At 53.0% G+C, this 15,789-nt stretch carries 13 protein-coding genes; 9 read left to right on the top strand and 4 right to left on the bottom strand.

Annotated features, from left to right (window positions below; genetic code table 11):
- The first annotated feature begins 87 nt into the window (after positions 1–87).
- The 7 genes from R3F50_11015 (at position 88) to R3F50_10985 (ending at position 8,560) form a co-directional block, all read left to right on the top strand.
- Positions 88–1,263: a hypothetical protein gene (locus tag R3F50_11015; GenBank protein MEZ5490837.1), complete on the top strand. Its 1,176-nt coding sequence runs from the start codon at positions 88–90 to the stop codon at positions 1,261–1,263.
- Entirely contained in the window at positions 1,263–2,369 is a 1,107-nt protein-coding gene (locus R3F50_11010) for a glycosyltransferase family 4 protein (protein ID MEZ5490836.1), read from the top strand. Before R3F50_11015 ends, R3F50_11010 begins: the two co-directional genes overlap by 1 nt.
- Before the next feature lie 319 nt (positions 2,370–2,688).
- The gene (locus R3F50_11005; protein MEZ5490835.1) at positions 2,689–3,513 is read left to right on the top strand and encodes a WecB/TagA/CpsF family glycosyltransferase; all 825 of its coding nucleotides are present in this window, start codon (positions 2,689–2,691) and stop codon (positions 3,511–3,513) included.
- A gap of 9 nt (positions 3,514–3,522) precedes the next feature.
- Complete coding sequence (locus tag R3F50_11000) at positions 3,523–4,494, top strand: NAD-dependent epimerase/dehydratase family protein (protein MEZ5490834.1); 972 nt, start codon at positions 3,523–3,525, stop codon at positions 4,492–4,494.
- A gap of 445 nt (positions 4,495–4,939) precedes the next feature.
- A complete protein-coding gene (locus tag R3F50_10995; GenBank protein ID MEZ5490833.1) occupies positions 4,940–5,692 on the top strand; it encodes an alpha/beta fold hydrolase in 753 nt (250 codons plus the stop codon).
- A complete protein-coding gene (locus tag R3F50_10990; GenBank protein MEZ5490832.1) occupies positions 5,665–6,429 on the top strand; it encodes a 4'-phosphopantetheinyl transferase superfamily protein in 765 nt (254 codons plus the stop codon). The genes R3F50_10995 and R3F50_10990 overlap by 28 nt, the downstream gene beginning before the upstream one ends.
- A gap of 802 nt (positions 6,430–7,231) precedes the next feature.
- Positions 7,232–8,560 (top strand): hypothetical protein, encoded by a 1,329-nt coding sequence (locus tag R3F50_10985; GenBank protein ID MEZ5490831.1) that lies wholly within the window; start codon positions 7,232–7,234, stop codon positions 8,558–8,560.
- Positions 8,561–8,657: 97 nt separating this feature from the next.
- On the opposite strand, the gene R3F50_10980 is transcribed toward R3F50_10985, so the two are convergent.
- Positions 8,658–10,508: a DEAD/DEAH box helicase gene (locus tag R3F50_10980; protein MEZ5490830.1), complete on the bottom strand. Its 1,851-nt coding sequence runs from the start codon at positions 10,506–10,508 to the stop codon at positions 8,658–8,660.
- A 184-nt stretch (positions 10,509–10,692) separates the two neighbouring features.
- The gene (locus R3F50_10975) at positions 10,693–11,163 is read right to left on the bottom strand and encodes a cupin domain-containing protein (protein MEZ5490829.1); all 471 of its coding nucleotides are present in this window, start codon (positions 11,161–11,163) and stop codon (positions 10,693–10,695) included.
- A gap of 482 nt (positions 11,164–11,645) precedes the next feature.
- Between R3F50_10975 and R3F50_10970 the strand changes: the two genes are divergently transcribed.
- The gene (locus tag R3F50_10970) at positions 11,646–13,511 is read left to right on the top strand and encodes a PQQ-binding-like beta-propeller repeat protein (GenBank protein ID MEZ5490828.1); all 1,866 of its coding nucleotides are present in this window, start codon (positions 11,646–11,648) and stop codon (positions 13,509–13,511) included.
- A gap of 83 nt (positions 13,512–13,594) precedes the next feature.
- Here the strand turns inward: R3F50_10970 and R3F50_10965 are convergent, their stop codons facing one another.
- The gene (locus R3F50_10965) at positions 13,595–14,161 is read right to left on the bottom strand and encodes a hypothetical protein (protein MEZ5490827.1); all 567 of its coding nucleotides are present in this window, start codon (positions 14,159–14,161) and stop codon (positions 13,595–13,597) included.
- A 48-nt stretch (positions 14,162–14,209) separates the two neighbouring features.
- Between R3F50_10965 and R3F50_10960 the strand changes: the two genes are divergently transcribed.
- A complete protein-coding gene (locus tag R3F50_10960) occupies positions 14,210–15,076 on the top strand; it encodes a DUF6544 family protein (protein ID MEZ5490826.1) in 867 nt (288 codons plus the stop codon).
- Here R3F50_10960 and R3F50_10955 read toward each other — a convergent pair.
- On the bottom strand, positions 15,021–15,653 hold the full coding sequence (locus R3F50_10955) for a cold shock and DUF1294 domain-containing protein (GenBank protein MEZ5490825.1): 633 nt from the start codon (positions 15,651–15,653) through the stop codon (positions 15,021–15,023). The two genes, R3F50_10960 and R3F50_10955, sit on opposite strands and share 56 nt — an antisense overlap.
- Positions 15,654–15,789: the final 136 nt, after the last annotated feature.

The following is a 15,789-nucleotide window of genomic DNA, read 5'->3' as shown; positions in this document are numbered from 1 at the left end:
AAATATCCAGCATCCAATTAATAATCACTGCACTATCTGCGATCACGTGTTGCAGAAATGAATCCGTCATTGGGAGGCCTGCAGTTCATGTTACCCATTCAGGATATTATCGAAGGAGCCGATCGGTATGTTGCTTCTTTAAGAGAAGGAGAAAGCCATCAGTATCGATTCTCAAGCATCGGTGAAGCCGGTCTGATAAGCACATGCCTTGCCGTCATAATAAAGGACCTGACCGGTTCGATAGAAAGGCTGTCTGATGAAGAACGTAACGGCTGGATTGAATACATCCAGGGCTTTCAGGACAAGGAAACCGGCTTGTTCCACGAACCTACGGATGCGGGGACAAACCCTTATCTGCGATGGTCAAACTGTGACTACGCTATATGTGCGTTGCAGATTTTAAATGGCCGACCGATTCACCCGCTCAAATTTCTTCACGAATTAAGCGACCTGAAGAAATTGAACGCTTATCTAAACGAAATAGACTGGTCCAGTGCAGGGTTGGAAAGTAATTTCATCATGTTTTTGCTTGACCTGCTCGAGTACGACAAGGACACAATTGATAATTATGAGGAAGTCCTCAATACGACTTTCGACTATATGAATTCCAAACAGGACCCCGTTACTGGGCTGTGGGGCATGCGGGAGGGTTCGTACTATTGTAGCGGCCTCGCTGGTGCCTTCCATCTCGTTTTCTTCTACAGCTACTACGGCAGGCCACTTAGTTATATGGAAGAAATGATAGACTCGGTATTGCTCTGTCGGTACAGGAAGCGTTTCGTGTTTCCTGAAATTTGGGGCCATCCGTGTGGGGACTTCGACACTATAGACTTAATAGTAAGACTCTCCAGAATGACGGAATATAGAAAAGACGAGCTGACCTCCTGGATGCGGGATCTATATGAAGGTACGATTACTCACCGCCAGGACGACGGCGGTTTCAACTGGGTAAACTTTCGCTTCCTCTCGCCACTGGAAATACCGCTGATTATCGCTCAGGGTTTCAAACAAAACACTCTCAAGAACAAGATTAAGCTGCCACTTAGGACTTGTCGCGATCAATTGAAGTTTCTGATAAACAAACCTGTTGCCTATGAGTCAATAAAAGACCGAGCCGGTACCAGACTCATACTCACGGAAAGTAATATATTTGCAACCTTCATGCGCCTGAACAGCTGTCTGTTTCTTCACAAGGAGCTTAATCCAGACACTCAGTTGAGATTCAAGAGAACTCTAGGTTTGGGCTGGTACGGACTTTCCTGATGCGCATCTTGATGTTCGCCGACTACCCACATGGGTCGATGATCAAAGGGCCGTCAGTTCATACGCTGGCCCTGGCTGAAGGATTAAGGGATCGCGAAGATATCGAGCTATGCATCGTCGACTTCAAAGGCAGATCAGCAAAAAGAGAAAGCCTGAGGGTGGCAGACAATATTCAAGTCAATATCGTACCTGTTCAGTTTCCGCTTACCTATTACAACATCCTAACCGGCTATAGAGCTTATGCGAACGAAATCAATAGCTTCAAACCTGACTTAGTTCACTTTTTCGACTCTCATCAGGTCAATGCATTACGCAGAACAGGACAGATTCCTCACGTTTTGACAGTGCACGGCCATTTTTTCAATGAGCATGGGCTGGTTTCACAGAGCCTGAAGCGCAGGCTGTCTCGCAGCACTTATTTCAAGGAATCGTTTTCCGGATTGGAGCGCGCTGACAACCTGATACTGCTCAGCCGCTATTCCAGTAACGAGGTACATCCCTACACTAGAGCCAGGCACCATTTTTTGTCACAGCCAATTCTGAACGAAATTTATGCCTTGCCCAGAAACGTCGACCCATCAACTGTGCTCAGCGTCGGTAACATTGCAAGGGTGAAGGGCACAGACAGACTGGTCGAAGCTCATGCGTTCTTTCCAAAAGGGACTCGAACACTGATTGCGGGATCTATCCGAGACAAGACGTTCTACAACGAGCTTACCAGAACGATTGAAAAACAGAATATTGAAGGGATTCACTTTTTGGGAGCATTGGAGAGGTCGGGCATTTACCATGCTCTCTCCACAGCCTCAGTTGTCGCTTGCCCATCAAGGCTAGAAAACATGCCATACGCGCTGCTCGAGGCTCTCGCCGCCGGCATACCTTGCGTTTCATTCGATGTCGGGGGCATAGGGGAGTTTCTCACTGATGGGGTAAATGGTTTTCTACCCGGCGATCAGCAGGGTTTTGTTAAAGCAATAACGACACTTATCGAAGATGAGCCACTTCGCCACAAAATGAGTAACAATGCCAGAATATCCGTTCAGGGAAATCGCTCAGGCCCTGTCTGCGAGGAGCTTGCGAAAATATATCGCGAAATCCTCAACTAACCGGTTGTTGAAGAACTTTGTTGATGAAGCTGGCGCAAGGATATTCAGGTATAAGAGTAGAATTTTCTGGCAGTAATTGAGCACCCTACCCGGATTCTGCCGTGCAGTCGTCCATCTAACCGGATTGAATAAGCTCCGCTGTTGTATGACTAAATGGCAGTCAGTGTACCAAGAGCAGTTGAACTCAATAGCCAGTTTACGTGATCGTAGTAGATCGTGTGCCTAAAAAAACACCAAAACCGAAACAAACTGGTAGTGGTTCTTGATCGCACCTTCCCTTATACTATCTACGACCATCAATGAAATGGATGTAACTTGCGTGGAAAGGAAACGAGCCAATATTATGGGATTGGCAGTTGATGCGATTGAGTTCGATCAAGCTGTCGAGTTAATTTTATCATTTGCGGCGACTCGCCCCGCGAACTACGTTTGCGTAAACAGTGCTCAAGACGTTGTTATTTCACAAACCGACAGTCGATTCAGAAACATAGTCAATCAGGCTGACCTCGCTACTGCCGACGGGTGGCCGGTTGTGTGGGGTATTCGACGACAAGGCCTGAATCAGGGCGGACGTGTCACCGGCCCCGACCTAATGTTACGTGTTTGTCAAGAGAGCGTCGCACGCGGGCTCTCGCACTACCTATACGGTGGCGCTGCTGAAGTTCCGGAATTACTTACGCGAAAACTACAAGAACGTTTCCCTGGAATCTCTATTGCTGGCGCCTATTCCCCTCCTTTCCGACCTCTTACACCCGAAGAAGATGAAGAGGTTATTAAAACTATAAACGAAAGCAACGCAGACATACTCTGGATAGGTATCAGCACGCCAAAGCAGCATTTCTGGCTTGAAGAACATGTGAACAAACTCAATGTAGGCGTCATCCTAGTAGTTGGCGCGGCATTTGATTTTCACAGTGGCAGGGTGAAACGGGCGCCACTATGGATGCGGGACCATGGCCTTGAGTGGCTATTCCGGGCAGCCAGTGAACCAAGACGGCTCGGAAGTCGGTACGTGAAATACCTGCCTAGGTACTTCTACCTCAGCATGGCGCAGCGGCTCGGAACTCGCAAGTTCTCGATCTCAGACTGCAAAATAAATTATCCAACAGATCACAACGAGAATCCGAAAATCAACGGAGTATAGGTAACTAGTATGGAACGCGCACTTATAACAGGTGGATGTGGATTTGTAGGAAGACACTTCGCCTCGGAACTTCTTCAGAGAGGTTATTCGGTAACGATTGTTGATGATCTATCCACTGGGCTTCATCCCGACAGATGGCCGGAATTTCTCACCAAAAAGGGAGATCTTAAGTTTATCAACCAGGATGTAAGGACTTATTTTAATGAATCTGCTCAATCTTTTGACTTGATTCTGCACCTCGCTGCAGTAGTCGGAGGTCGGATGACGATCGAAGGCGATCCTCTAAAGGTAGCAACAGATTTAGCTATAGACGCCATGTTTTTTAACTGGCTGCCAAAACTGACGCCAGCACCGAAAGTAGTACTGAATTTCAGCTCGTCTGCGGCCTATCCAATAAAGTATCAGACCAAGGAAAATCAAAAGCTGCTGACCGAGTCCATGATCGATTTCAGCAAAGACATCGGTGTTCCTGACATGACCTACGGATGGTCGAAACTGACTTCTGAGTTTCTGGCGCAGTGTTGCACTGAAAAATACGGGATTAACGTATTGTCTTTTCGACCATTCTCCGGCTACGGAGAGGACCAGGATCTTTCCTATCCATTCCCCAGAATTTGTAAGAGAGTGCTGGATAGGGAAAATCCGATCGTGATATGGGGAAGTGGACAACAAGTTAGGGATTTCGTCCACATTGATGACATCGTGGAGTTTGTACTTGAAGCAACAACCAGAATGAGCCCTGGTCAGTCGATCAACATATCAAGCGGAGTCGCTACCAGTTTTTTTGAATTAGGCAGGGTTATCCAGGATTGTGCAGGCATTGATATTGAGTTGCAAAACGACCCATCCAAGCCAGAAGGTGTATTTTACAGGGTTGGAGATAACGCTGAGCAGCTGAAGTTTTACAATCTGAAAGTGAGCCTGAAAGATGGTATCACGAGATCGCTGGAGTGGATGAGTCGTTCAGGTAAAGGAGACTGATTTTAAAAAAGCGTCCAACTAGTGCCTGTCTCAAAAATCATTTTTTTTATTTATTGGAACTCTTTTTTTGAACAGGCATTTCCTGGCAACGAGTGGGACTGGATCGAATTGCATCATAAACGTGATATCCCTCTTATGGGTTTGTCGACCACCTGGCTCCCATGATGCAAGAATTGGGCTTGGCGAAGACCCGAGCAGCCCTTGACGGTATTTTTCCACTACGCAATACTGTGCGGCCATTTCGCATACGAATCCGGAGAATAGTTTTCTGTTTAAGCTACGTAGGCGAAAAAAACATTTCATTCCCTCAGGGAAACGGTTTCGAAAAATCTGACCTGCCGGGCATGAGGCAAGGATTATGAAGCCATTGATAGTCAATTAGGGTGCCAGACCAAGCATTACATGATCACTTCCGAAAGCCAATCCTCAAATTTACCAGAAGGATATGCAACCTCAAGATTTCCCATCTAAGTGGCTCTTTCCTGTCAAGGAAAATGAAAAGGCGACTATTCAGCTAATTTGTTTTCCATTCGCAGGCGGGGGTGCCTCGGTGTACAGCTCCTGGCAGGAATCGCTAAGTCCGACAATACAATTACGACCGGTTCAATTGCCAGGCAGGGAGAATCGCTTCGGAGAGCCAGCTATAAACAGATTCGAGACGATTCTGGCCAGGCTGGTTTCTGTAATTAAACCTTTAACGAAAAAACGGTGGGCTGTCTTCGGGCACAGCATGGGTGCACTTCTAGCGGCCGAGCTGGTCATTCAGCTCATGGATGAAGGATGTTGCATACCACCAGAACATGTATTTTTGTCTGGAAAATCCCCCCTTCACCTGCCTTCGCAACGACCGTTGATAGGTAATCTGAACGACGATGATCTGCTAACACAATTGCAACTTCGTTATGGTGCCCAAAATACACCTGAACAGAAAGAGCTAATGAGGTTAATGCTAAACACAATACGCGCCGATGTCCAGATTGTCGAAAGCCATATTCGCTCGAAACCCTTATCGCTTCCCTGCCCGATTACGGCAATTCTTGGGACTGATGATTTGAGTGTCACCGTACAGGATATGCAGCAATGGAAGACCTATACCAATAATCACTTTTCCATGATTAAAATACCCGGTGATCATTTTTACTTGCAGAGCTCACGAAAGGAGATTACAGCTTGTATCAATCAGAAGCTTTGCGATTAAGCATGCCGGGTATGCCTAGTAATCCGGACGCGGCGTGGATCCATGTATGGCCTATGTATCTGGAAAATGTGGAGGATTTGGAAGTTGATCTGCTTGACGTTTTAGGTTTACCAGAACAAGACGCGGCAAACCGATTCAGATTCAGTGAACACAGGCTGAACTACATAAAACGACGGGCTTTTTATCGAAACATCCTCTCACTGTACACGGGCGAAAACCCAAGGACAATTTCTTTTTCCAGGACAGCAAAAGGGAAACCTTTCTTACCTTCAAACCGCCTAGATTTCAGCACATCCAGCTCGGGACAGTATGCCTTGATTGCAGTTTCGAATTTCTCAGTAGGAATAGATATTGAGCGCCACAGAGAAAGCCTATGCGGCGACAGGAGTCTTGGCGACCAGTTTCTTTCTCATCCGGAAATTCGAAGATTGGAGACAGCGCCAGAATCCGCAAAATGCAAACTTTTGTTTGACTACTGGACCCTGAAAGAGGCGTATTTGAAAGGTATTGGAACCGGACTTCTTGTAGACCCCAGGAAAATTGCCTTTGATATCGACACCAAGACATTTTTAAAGGCGGCCGCTGCTAAACCCAGGCCGGAACGAAACTGGAACTTTCGACAGCCAGAGCTAGTCACAAACTACTCAATGGCGGTTGCGACCAATCGAAAGGGAGCAGAATTGGAAATAGTTACTGCAGCAATGTCTACTGATTCCAAAATTCGCCTAATAAGTTAAGGAACCTCTGATTAGCTCCCGCAGAGCGTTGTGGTAGTTAATTTGACGTTCCTTCGTACTATTCACCCTTGGCTTGATTCTGCCGGTCTGTCGCTGTACGCATTCTTGTTTACTAATCTCGTTCTGAATTTTCTAACTCATTACCCCAATTTCTCGATTCTTGATATCGAAAGAGGCATCAACGTCACCGGCTGGACGCGGCTTCCAACCGGATGAATCCGGCCAGAGTAAATACCAGGCGGAGAAGTAGGGAATGTAGGCGACGATTCTGCCGCCTCGTCCTCCCGGGTAGCAGCGCGATGTCAGACGCTGGAAAACAGTGATTCATTTGAGCAGTTGCCAACTTTTCCCAGTGGAAGACCGGAGTGTGCCAGCACCACAACAGGGTAACGCCTATACTCCGACAGATGTGCTCGCAGTAGAGATGGGGCAGACCAGACAAGAGACAGCGTTCTGATAGTTGAGCAGAAATATCGAAAGAGTTAAAGTAGCGGTACTCGCGTCTATCATCTCCTCAACACTTCATGGCTGCCTACTCACTCAGGCGGTCATTGTAGAGGAAAGCAGCTCGGCGACTGGCCTCGATTCTTTATCGAACTAATGCCAATTAACTAAGGAACCTACGATTAACTACGTCAATGCGCTGGCCCTCGGACTAACCCACTGGCAAGGCGCATTGCTGTCGGCCTGTCAAGGCAGGGCAACGAAGCCAGCGGGATTGTCTGAAGGCCCCGCAGAGCGTTGTGCTGGTTGATCAGAGGTTCCCTGAATGTCTTAATACTTAAAAGAAGGCAGTTAAAAAATGTCAAGAAAACGTTCACTCGCTGATATTAAAAGCCTCTCGCAATACCTGTCGCTACTGTTGTTCCTTGCCATGGGTAATGCATTTGCGGTACTGCCTGACCCTATAATTCGAAAGCCTGATCAACCCGTGATTTTCCTGCATGGGCTTGGTGGCGACCCATTCAGCTGGTTGTTTGCCGCCACACTGCTTGATGCGAACGACTGGGATTTTGGCGGCCTGCTGAGAACCGACCCGCAAACAAATCTGGTGGAACCGATAAACGCTGGTGACTTCTACGTGGTGGAGTTTTCAGATAATCAGGGGCTTACGCTGGCCGAACAAGGCAACGAGTTAGCAGACTATGTCGACACAGTTCTTGCCGCCAACCCGAGTGCTTCAAATGTAGTTCTCGTTGGACACAGTATGGGAGCGATGGCGTCCCGCGCTTACCTGCAGTGGACCGGCGCCGAGGGTAAGGTGTCCCAGTTAATTGCTATTGGAGCACCGCACGGGGGTTCTCAGCTTACCGTATTTGCTCAGCAAGAGTGCAGTAATGGTAACAATCTGTTGATTTGCGAATTACTTGAAGAAGTCTTGGGCATCGACCCGTTCAGCGCGGGGGTTTCAGAACTGCGCCCCGACAGCATTGCACTTTCCCAGCTTAATGACCTGCAACAGTTTCCCCTGCCTGCGGACGTATACTACACATCGATAATTGGCGACGGCACACCGGTGATAGGTGTTGGTGATGACGGCGACGGTGTTATCTCGACTTTTTACCAGAACCTGGGCAATGTGCCCGGGGTTGCGCAACTTGATCACTTCGCAGTCTCCATCACGGTAGCAGACCGCGCCAGTTGCGATCCAGGATTCACACCCGACCCCGTCTTTGGTATTGACCTGAACCCCTTTCCCAATCAGACCCATACCTGCGAAACAACAGATGAGAATGTGCTACGTGCAATACTGTGGACAATTTTGTCTGGCCCTCCGGCAGCCACTACGCTGGTGCTTGACAGTGATGAACTGGTGCTGCAACAGACTGCAGCGATTACCGTAACGGGGGCTGATCCAGGTGAGGAAGTGTTGTTTGCGGGCGGTGTTGATGGGGCTGGAGAAAATGCAGGCCCCTGCCTCCCACCTGAACAGGGGGCGCTCTGTCTGGATATCCTGAACCCTTTATTGCTTGGCGCTGCTGTCGCTGATTCTGGCGGGGTGGCAACCTTAACTTTACCTATAGATGGAAGTCCGGACGACGTCGGAATGACTGTTTCTTTGCAGGCAATAATCCTCCGAGGCTCAGTTCCGGTCGCTAGTGACGTGGTCACAAGACAAGTAGCAGATTAGTGGAATTTGGCTGAACGGAGTTAGCCTCGATGGAACGATTGCACAGTAAAGTCCTGCGCAGGATTGAGGTGTGTACTGGATGCCGTGTTAGTTGACGTTACGTTGATGAATGTGATCTGCTGCCTGCTTCCTTTCGGTGCTTCGCCTTTTTCTTTTTGGCCTGTTTCTTGTGAGTTCCTGTCTTACCGTCTGCCTTGAATTTCGGTTTGCGCTTCACCCGTCGATCACCATCATCGGGTCTGCGCGGACCGGAAAGCGCTGGGCCGCCTTCTTCACTGTGACGTGAAATATCAAGTGTCTTGCCACTGACCCAGGCTTTCTTTAATTGCCTGAGTATTTCATCCGGCATATCAGCGGGAAGATCCACCGTACTGTAGTCGTCAAAGATCGTAATACGACCTATTTCACTGCTGTCCAGGCCTGCCTCATTGGCAATGGCGCCGACAATGTTGCCCGGCATGACCTTGTTATTGTGGCCCACTTCAATACGAAAGCGCTCCAGGCCTTTCTCCGGTGGCGAGACCTTGCGGGGCGGCCGTCCCTTCTGGCCGCGGGCCGGACGTTCGAAGCGCGATTCCTGGTCCTTTTTCTTATCCCAGGACTTGTCTGCTCTGGGCGTGGAATTGTGTTGTAAAAGCAATGGCACGTCGCCCTGGACAAGTCGCGCCAGTGCAGCGGCGATCTCGATGGCGGACACGTCATGTTCCTGTCGGTACTGCTCAATCAATTGTTGAAAGAAGTCAAGTCGTCCCGCCGCCAGCGTGTCGGTAATCGACTGTTTGAACTGGGCGATGCGCTTATCGTTTATCACTTCGGTTGACGGCAATTCCATCAACTCGATCTTGGTACCCGTCGCTCGTTCGATGGCGCCGAACAGCCTCCGCTCGCGGGGGGCGACGAAGAGTATCGCGTCACCCTGACGGCCGGCGCGACCGGTACGACCAATACGGTGTATATAGGCTTCCGCATCGTAGGGAATATCGTAGTTGATTACATGGCTGATGCGGTCTACGTCCAGGCCGCGGGCCGCCACATCGGTGGCCACCAGGATATCAAGTTTACCCTTCTTCAACTGATCAATAGTGCGTTCACGCTGCGCCTGGGCAATATCTCCGTTCAGCGCAACAGCGGCAAATCCCCTCGCCGAAAGTTTTTCCGCCAGTTCGATCGTCAGGATTCGGGTACGCACAAATACAATCATGGCGTCGAAGGTTTCGGCTTCCAGTATTCGGGTCAGGGCATCCAGCTTGTGCACACCACTCACGGGCCATACGCGCTGGCGAATCAAGTCAGCGGTCGCCTTTTTGACCTTGATGGTAATATGTTCCGGATCGTTAAGATGTCTATCAGCTATGCGCCTGATCTCGGTGGGCATCGTCGCTGAAAACAGCGCCACCTGACGGGTTGGCGGCGTTTTTTCCAGTATCCATTCGACATCGTCAATGAAACCCATGCGCAGCATCTCGTCCGCCTCGTCCAGCACCAGGGTGACCAGCTTGTCGAGCTTCAGGGTACCCCGACGCATGTGGTCCATCACTCGACCGGGGGTACCGACAACCACGTGCACCCCGCGTTTCAGGGCACGAATCTGACCGCTGTAGTCCTGGCCACCGTAGACAGGCAATACGTGAAATCCTCGCAGGTGATGAGCGTAGGTCTGAAACGCCTCAGCCACCTGGATGGCCAATTCCCGGGTCGGCGCCAGCACAAGCACCTGCGGATACTGTTGCTTCAGGTCCAGCCTCGACAGAATCGGCAGGGCAAACGCCGCCGTCTTGCCGGTACCCGTCTGGGCCTGGCCCAGCACATCCCTGCCAGCCAGCATTAAAGGTATGGTCTGGGACTGGATCGGAGAAGGTGTTTCATAACCTACATCCTGCAGGGCCTGCAGGACAGGCGCTGTCAGCTGTAGCTGGTCGAAAGGGGTTACCGCGGCGTCAGTGGTCACATTGAGCTCTTTTTGCTGGAATATCGGGGTTCAAGGTCTCCTGCCGGGTAAGCGGGAGGGCGCGGATTGTACCACAAATTGACCCCTGGCGTCGGTATTACGACAGCCGGACAGGAAGGGACCTGGGCCGCCCCTGTTTGCTGACGTCTGAAACCGAGCGCGAAAGCCGGTCGGGGAATTCTCTCTATTGATCGCCCTGCTGCGGAATCGAAGTAGTGACAACTGGCCCCATTCCCATTATCTGAACAACCACTTCCTCGTCCTTGGCCATGTCGTAGTGGTGGCCTTCGGGCGGCTGATAGAGAAAGCTGCCGGCAGGCACCGGCTGCATGTTGTCGGGGTCGTATACGTCTGACTCAGGGCCGGAGGAAATCCACCAGGTGCCTTTGATCACGGTGATATACCTGGCAGTACTGTGGTAGTGGGGGCGGCTCCCGGCCCCCGGTGGGAAGGTGATGCGAATTACATAAAGCCCCGGTTCTGCCGGGTCACCGACGATATTAATGCGCCTTTCGCCTTCCGGCGGCAGCAGTTTATCCGGCGTGCCTATTACGAATCCATAGGCATCCGGCGCGATAGCCTGCTGGCCCCAGCCGGTTTGCATGGCCATAGCCATAATCAGCAGCAGTAGTCCTGTGAGATACTTATGTCGCATTGATTGTCTCCCTATTGTTCTTATTATGTGTTCTTATTATTTATTTTTGTTATCCGCTTTGTCCCGCTGGCTCTGCATGAGGCCTGTTTCAGGCCGTAACGGCATCCGGCCCCCGCCCCAACCGCCGGGAACACGCCCCTGACCGGCTGTTAATAAACTCTCTGCGTGGCTGCTGCAGCGTCAAATGAAGCCTCAAAATGCTCATTCTCCCTTTAACAGCCGGTTCACTTTTTCGCCGGTTTCCCCTTGCAGCACCTGCCTCAAAAACGCCTTTCACGATCCGCTAGTCTATGGAACCTCTTCCGGTATCGCAATACCCAAAATCCCCGTCGCTAACACTTGTGGATCTTGCTAACGGGTTATGAAATCATTGCCTGCTCCCGATGGCGACGGCTGTAGCAGAAGCCAGGCCCGCGCACCGGCGGTCGGGAATTGATTGCGGCGAACAAATTGCGGCAAATTACAGTGAGGTGTTGACAGCCATGAACAGGCTTCGAGTAGCTTCCATTCTTTCTTTACTCTTCATTCTCGTTGCGGCCCCGACCCAGGCTCAGACCCAGACCCAGTCCTTAGAACCGGAAGTCGGCAATGACTGGCCGATGTACCGGGGCGGCCTGACCGGCAACGGCTATTCGCCCCTCAGCGAGATTGATCCGGGCAACGTGGCGCAGCTAACGACAGCCTGGCGTTATGAGCTGAACCCCGATGCCGGTGAAGGTGCGCGCGCCCCGTCAGCCAACTCCCAGGCTACCCCGATCGTCGTCGGAGGCGTCATGTACCTGCCGGCAGCAGACCGGGTCGTAGCCCTGGATCCCGTCAACGGAACAGAAATCTGGCGCTATGAACTGGCCGACGGGCGACCCTCCCGGCGCGGCGTAGCCTACTGGCCCGGCGGACAGGGCCAGGCAGCGCGCATTATTTTTACCGCTCTCGATCGCCTCCTGGCACTGGACGCGGCCACCGGTCAGCCGGTGCCGACATTCGGCAATAACGGGCAGGTGAGTCTGGCCGTCCCTTACCTGTCGGTGCCGCTTGTTTATGACAATATCGTCGTGGTCGGTGCCAACACACCTCCCGGCGCACCCGGCGGTATTGGCAATCCCCGCGCCTATGATGCACTGACCGGCGAATTACTCTGGGAATTCAGCTCGGTGCCGCAACCGGGACAGACCGGTCACGATAGCTGGGAGGGTAACAGCTGGGTGAACAGGCTCGGTGCCAATGCCTGGCCGTTCTACTTCACAATGGACCGGGAACTGGAATTACTCTACCTGCCGCTGGCTTCGCCCATCCCATTCGCCTACGGCGGGGATCGGGGCGGCTCCAACCTGTTCGCCAACTCGATCGTGGCGGTTGATCTTCGCAGCGGAGACTATGTCTGGCATTTTCAGACCATTCATCACGACCTGTGGGATCACGACCCTCCCGCGGCGCCGAGCCTGTTCACTATCGAGGGGCCGCAGGGGCGGATTCCCGCGCTCGCCATCACCACCAAGTCAGGCTACCTGTTCGTTCTTGATCGCACCACCGGCGAGCCGGTTTTTGACGTCGCAGAAATACCGGTGCCCGGCAGTGAGGTTCCCGGCGAACAGGCGTATCCAACCCAGCCTGTCCCTACGGTAACGCCTCCCATGGCGCGGGTCAGTTACACCGCCGCCAACCTGATCACGGCTGAGCAGACCACTGCTGAACACGCCACGGCCTGTGCAGAGCTGGCACGGGAGAACGGCCTACTGGTCAACGACGGTCCTTATACGCCCTGGGTTTACCGTGCCGCCGGCTCACCGCCCCGCACCACCCTGCTGTTTCCCGGGCTGGCGGGCGGCCCCAACTGGGGCGGCGTCGCTTACGACCCCGGCTCCCGGTTGGCGTTTGTGTTTGCTGCCAACCTCGGGACACTGGGTTGGGTTGAAGACGCGTCCGCTGGCACAGAGATCGGGTATCAATTGGGCGGGCCGCGACCGTCCGCCTTCCAGGTGCAACTGAATGGCCAGAGCCTGCCTTGCCAGGCACCCCCCTGGGGGCAGTTGAGTGCCGTCGACACCACGACAGGGGCACTGGTCTGGCAGCGGGCTCTGGGGGTCAGCGAGACTCTGCCCGCGGGTCGTCAGAACACCGGCCGGCCCGGGCGGGCGGGCGCATTGATTACCGGCAGTGGTTTGCTGTTTATTGCTGCCACCGATGACAACCGCTTCCGGGCCCTGGAAGCCAGCAGCGGCAACCAGCTGTGGGAGACTCAGCTGAACGCACGAGGCAATGCCAATCCCATGACCTATCTGGGTAATGACGGCAGACAGTATCTGGTGATCACCGCAACGGATGAGGTCGTGGCGTACCGGCTTCCGTAGCGGCTCCCTGATCACGTCACGCAATGTTGGTGGACAGCTCCGCCAGCTGGCTTGCTGCACTACCGCGGGCATGCATCAACCTGTCAAGGCAGGAATACTTCACCAATCGGTCGCCGCACCGACATCGGCATCGGCGGCGCCTTACCGAAGCGGAGAACGATGTCGGGGCGGCGGCCCGGCATCCCCAGCCACTCAGCAAAAGCCGGCCGCACCGCCGCAACCTCGACCGGCATATTCAGATGGGCATGCCGAACACCAAGCAGAGTGGCCTGTAAGGCGAAGCGTTCGACACTCCGCCCTGCTTCAATCCAGCCCGTGGGGCTTTCTTCACGTGCAACAAACACAGCAAGACCCGCGGAACATCGCAACTGCCGCGCCATCTTTCTGAGTTCCGGACCTTTTTTGAACAGCAGATTAAATAAGAGTGGCCCGAGCCAGCCGGGCGCACTGGGATTGCCCGATGTAATACTGAGCAGACCATCACAGGTTTCCAGAGCCATTCCAGGATTGAAACGCAGCCACCTCTTCAACTCGTCAGTAAACGCCTGGTCTTCTATCTGCAGGGCATTCGCCCGCTGCAGCACCACCAGCGCCTGTTCGAGTTCAGCGGGTTGCCCGGGCCGGTTTAAATCTGACTCTCCCGGGGGCATAATGCCCGAAAATCGATAGCTGACCTGAGGTGGAGACTGTCCGTAACTATGAACTGGCTTTGGTATCTCACCGGCGCGCTGATTACCAGCGTTGCGGCTTTGCTGCTCTGGCGCGGCAGCGACAAGCGCGCCGAGCAAAGAGCCTGGCGGCACCTCACAGAGCTGGCCAGCGCACCACAGGCCGTTTACACACCCGCTCTCGTCAAAGACCTGCCGGAGCCTGCCAGACGCTACTTTAACTATACAATTCGTCCTGGCGCTTTACTGAAAACGGTCATCGAACTCCACATGACCGGTGAGCTTGGTCTCGGCACCCGCGATGCACCCAACTATCGGCCCATGCGCGCACAGCAGATCCTGGCCCCGCCTTTTGGACTTGTCTGGCGGTTGTGGGCCGGCCCCATCAGCGGTTCAGACGGAACCACACCCGAAGCGTCCTGGACACGTTTCTGGCTTTTTTCTCTGCTGCCCCTGGTTCGCGTCGGTGGCGCGGACCACCATCGCTCAGCCTTCGGGCGTGTCATAGCGGAGGGGGCCTTCTGGGCGCCGGCAAGCCTTCTGCCGGGCGAACACATAAGCTGGGAGCCGCTTGGCGAAGACAGCGCCCGGGCGGTGGTGGTCTTCAATGGCTTGCGTCAGTCGGTGGACATCACTGTCGCCCCGTCGGGTGAACCGACCAGGGTACTGATCCAGCGCTGGAGCAATGAAAACCCGGGCAAAGTCTTCCGCACGCAACCTTTCGGTGGATATCTTTCTGAATTCCGGGAATTCGAGGGTTACCGTCTACCGACCCGGGTTGAGGGCGGCAACCACCTGGGAACCCCGCTCTACTTTCCCTTTTATAAAGCCCACGTCACGACTATCCGTTTCCCAGCACCGCCAGCCCCTGAACGAACTGATAGCCCGATTCAGTAAGCAGCCACAGAAATACACTGCAATTCATCAGCACAGTAACCCAGAAGACCAGCCGGAATTCCCGCTTACTGGATTTATGGCGAAGTTTCTGTTGGGCGAGCAATGCCCCCGGCCAGCCACCGAGCAGGGACAATACATGCAAGGTACTTTCCTGGGTGCGCCAGGCGCCCTTTTTTGCTGCCGATTTATCCAGGGCATAGGCAAAATAGGTAACCAGGCTGAGCACCGGGTAGAGGCCGAAAACCGGCAGCGGGATTCTGCCGAGGAGTGTTACCACTGTCGCCAGAGCCAGGAACACCGCCGCCAGCCTGATCTGCAAACGGGAGCGATTATGTGGTGAGCTCTTCTTAACGCCACGGTTAAGACGATCACCAGATAGCGTGGCGTCAATGGCACATGGCCTGCCCTTTTTATCCGTGGCAGGCGTGTACGTAACAATCCCGTCGAGACAGGGCCGCCGGGCAGGATTTCGGAAGGCGCTGATATGAATAAAGATCCGCTCACCCCCTGTCATGGGGGTGACGAATCCAAATCCCTTCTCATCGTTCCAGGTTGTTAATCTTCCTTTGCTTCGCAAAAAATGGTCGCCTCAGCGCTGCCAGACTGAATTAGCCACAGGCCCTGTGGTATGCATCGACCACCTGTCCAGCGCCTTGAACACCGCGCGTAGTGAAGTACCCCTGAAACTGCCGTGATAGCGGTCAGATTACTTC

This window comes from Gammaproteobacteria bacterium (genome assembly GCA_041395725.1).
Classification (GTDB): Bacteria; Pseudomonadota; Gammaproteobacteria; order Pseudomonadales; family Pseudohongiellaceae; genus NORP240.
Note: the sequence above shows the minus strand (reverse complement) of the source record. Positions and strands in the feature narration are given on the sequence as shown.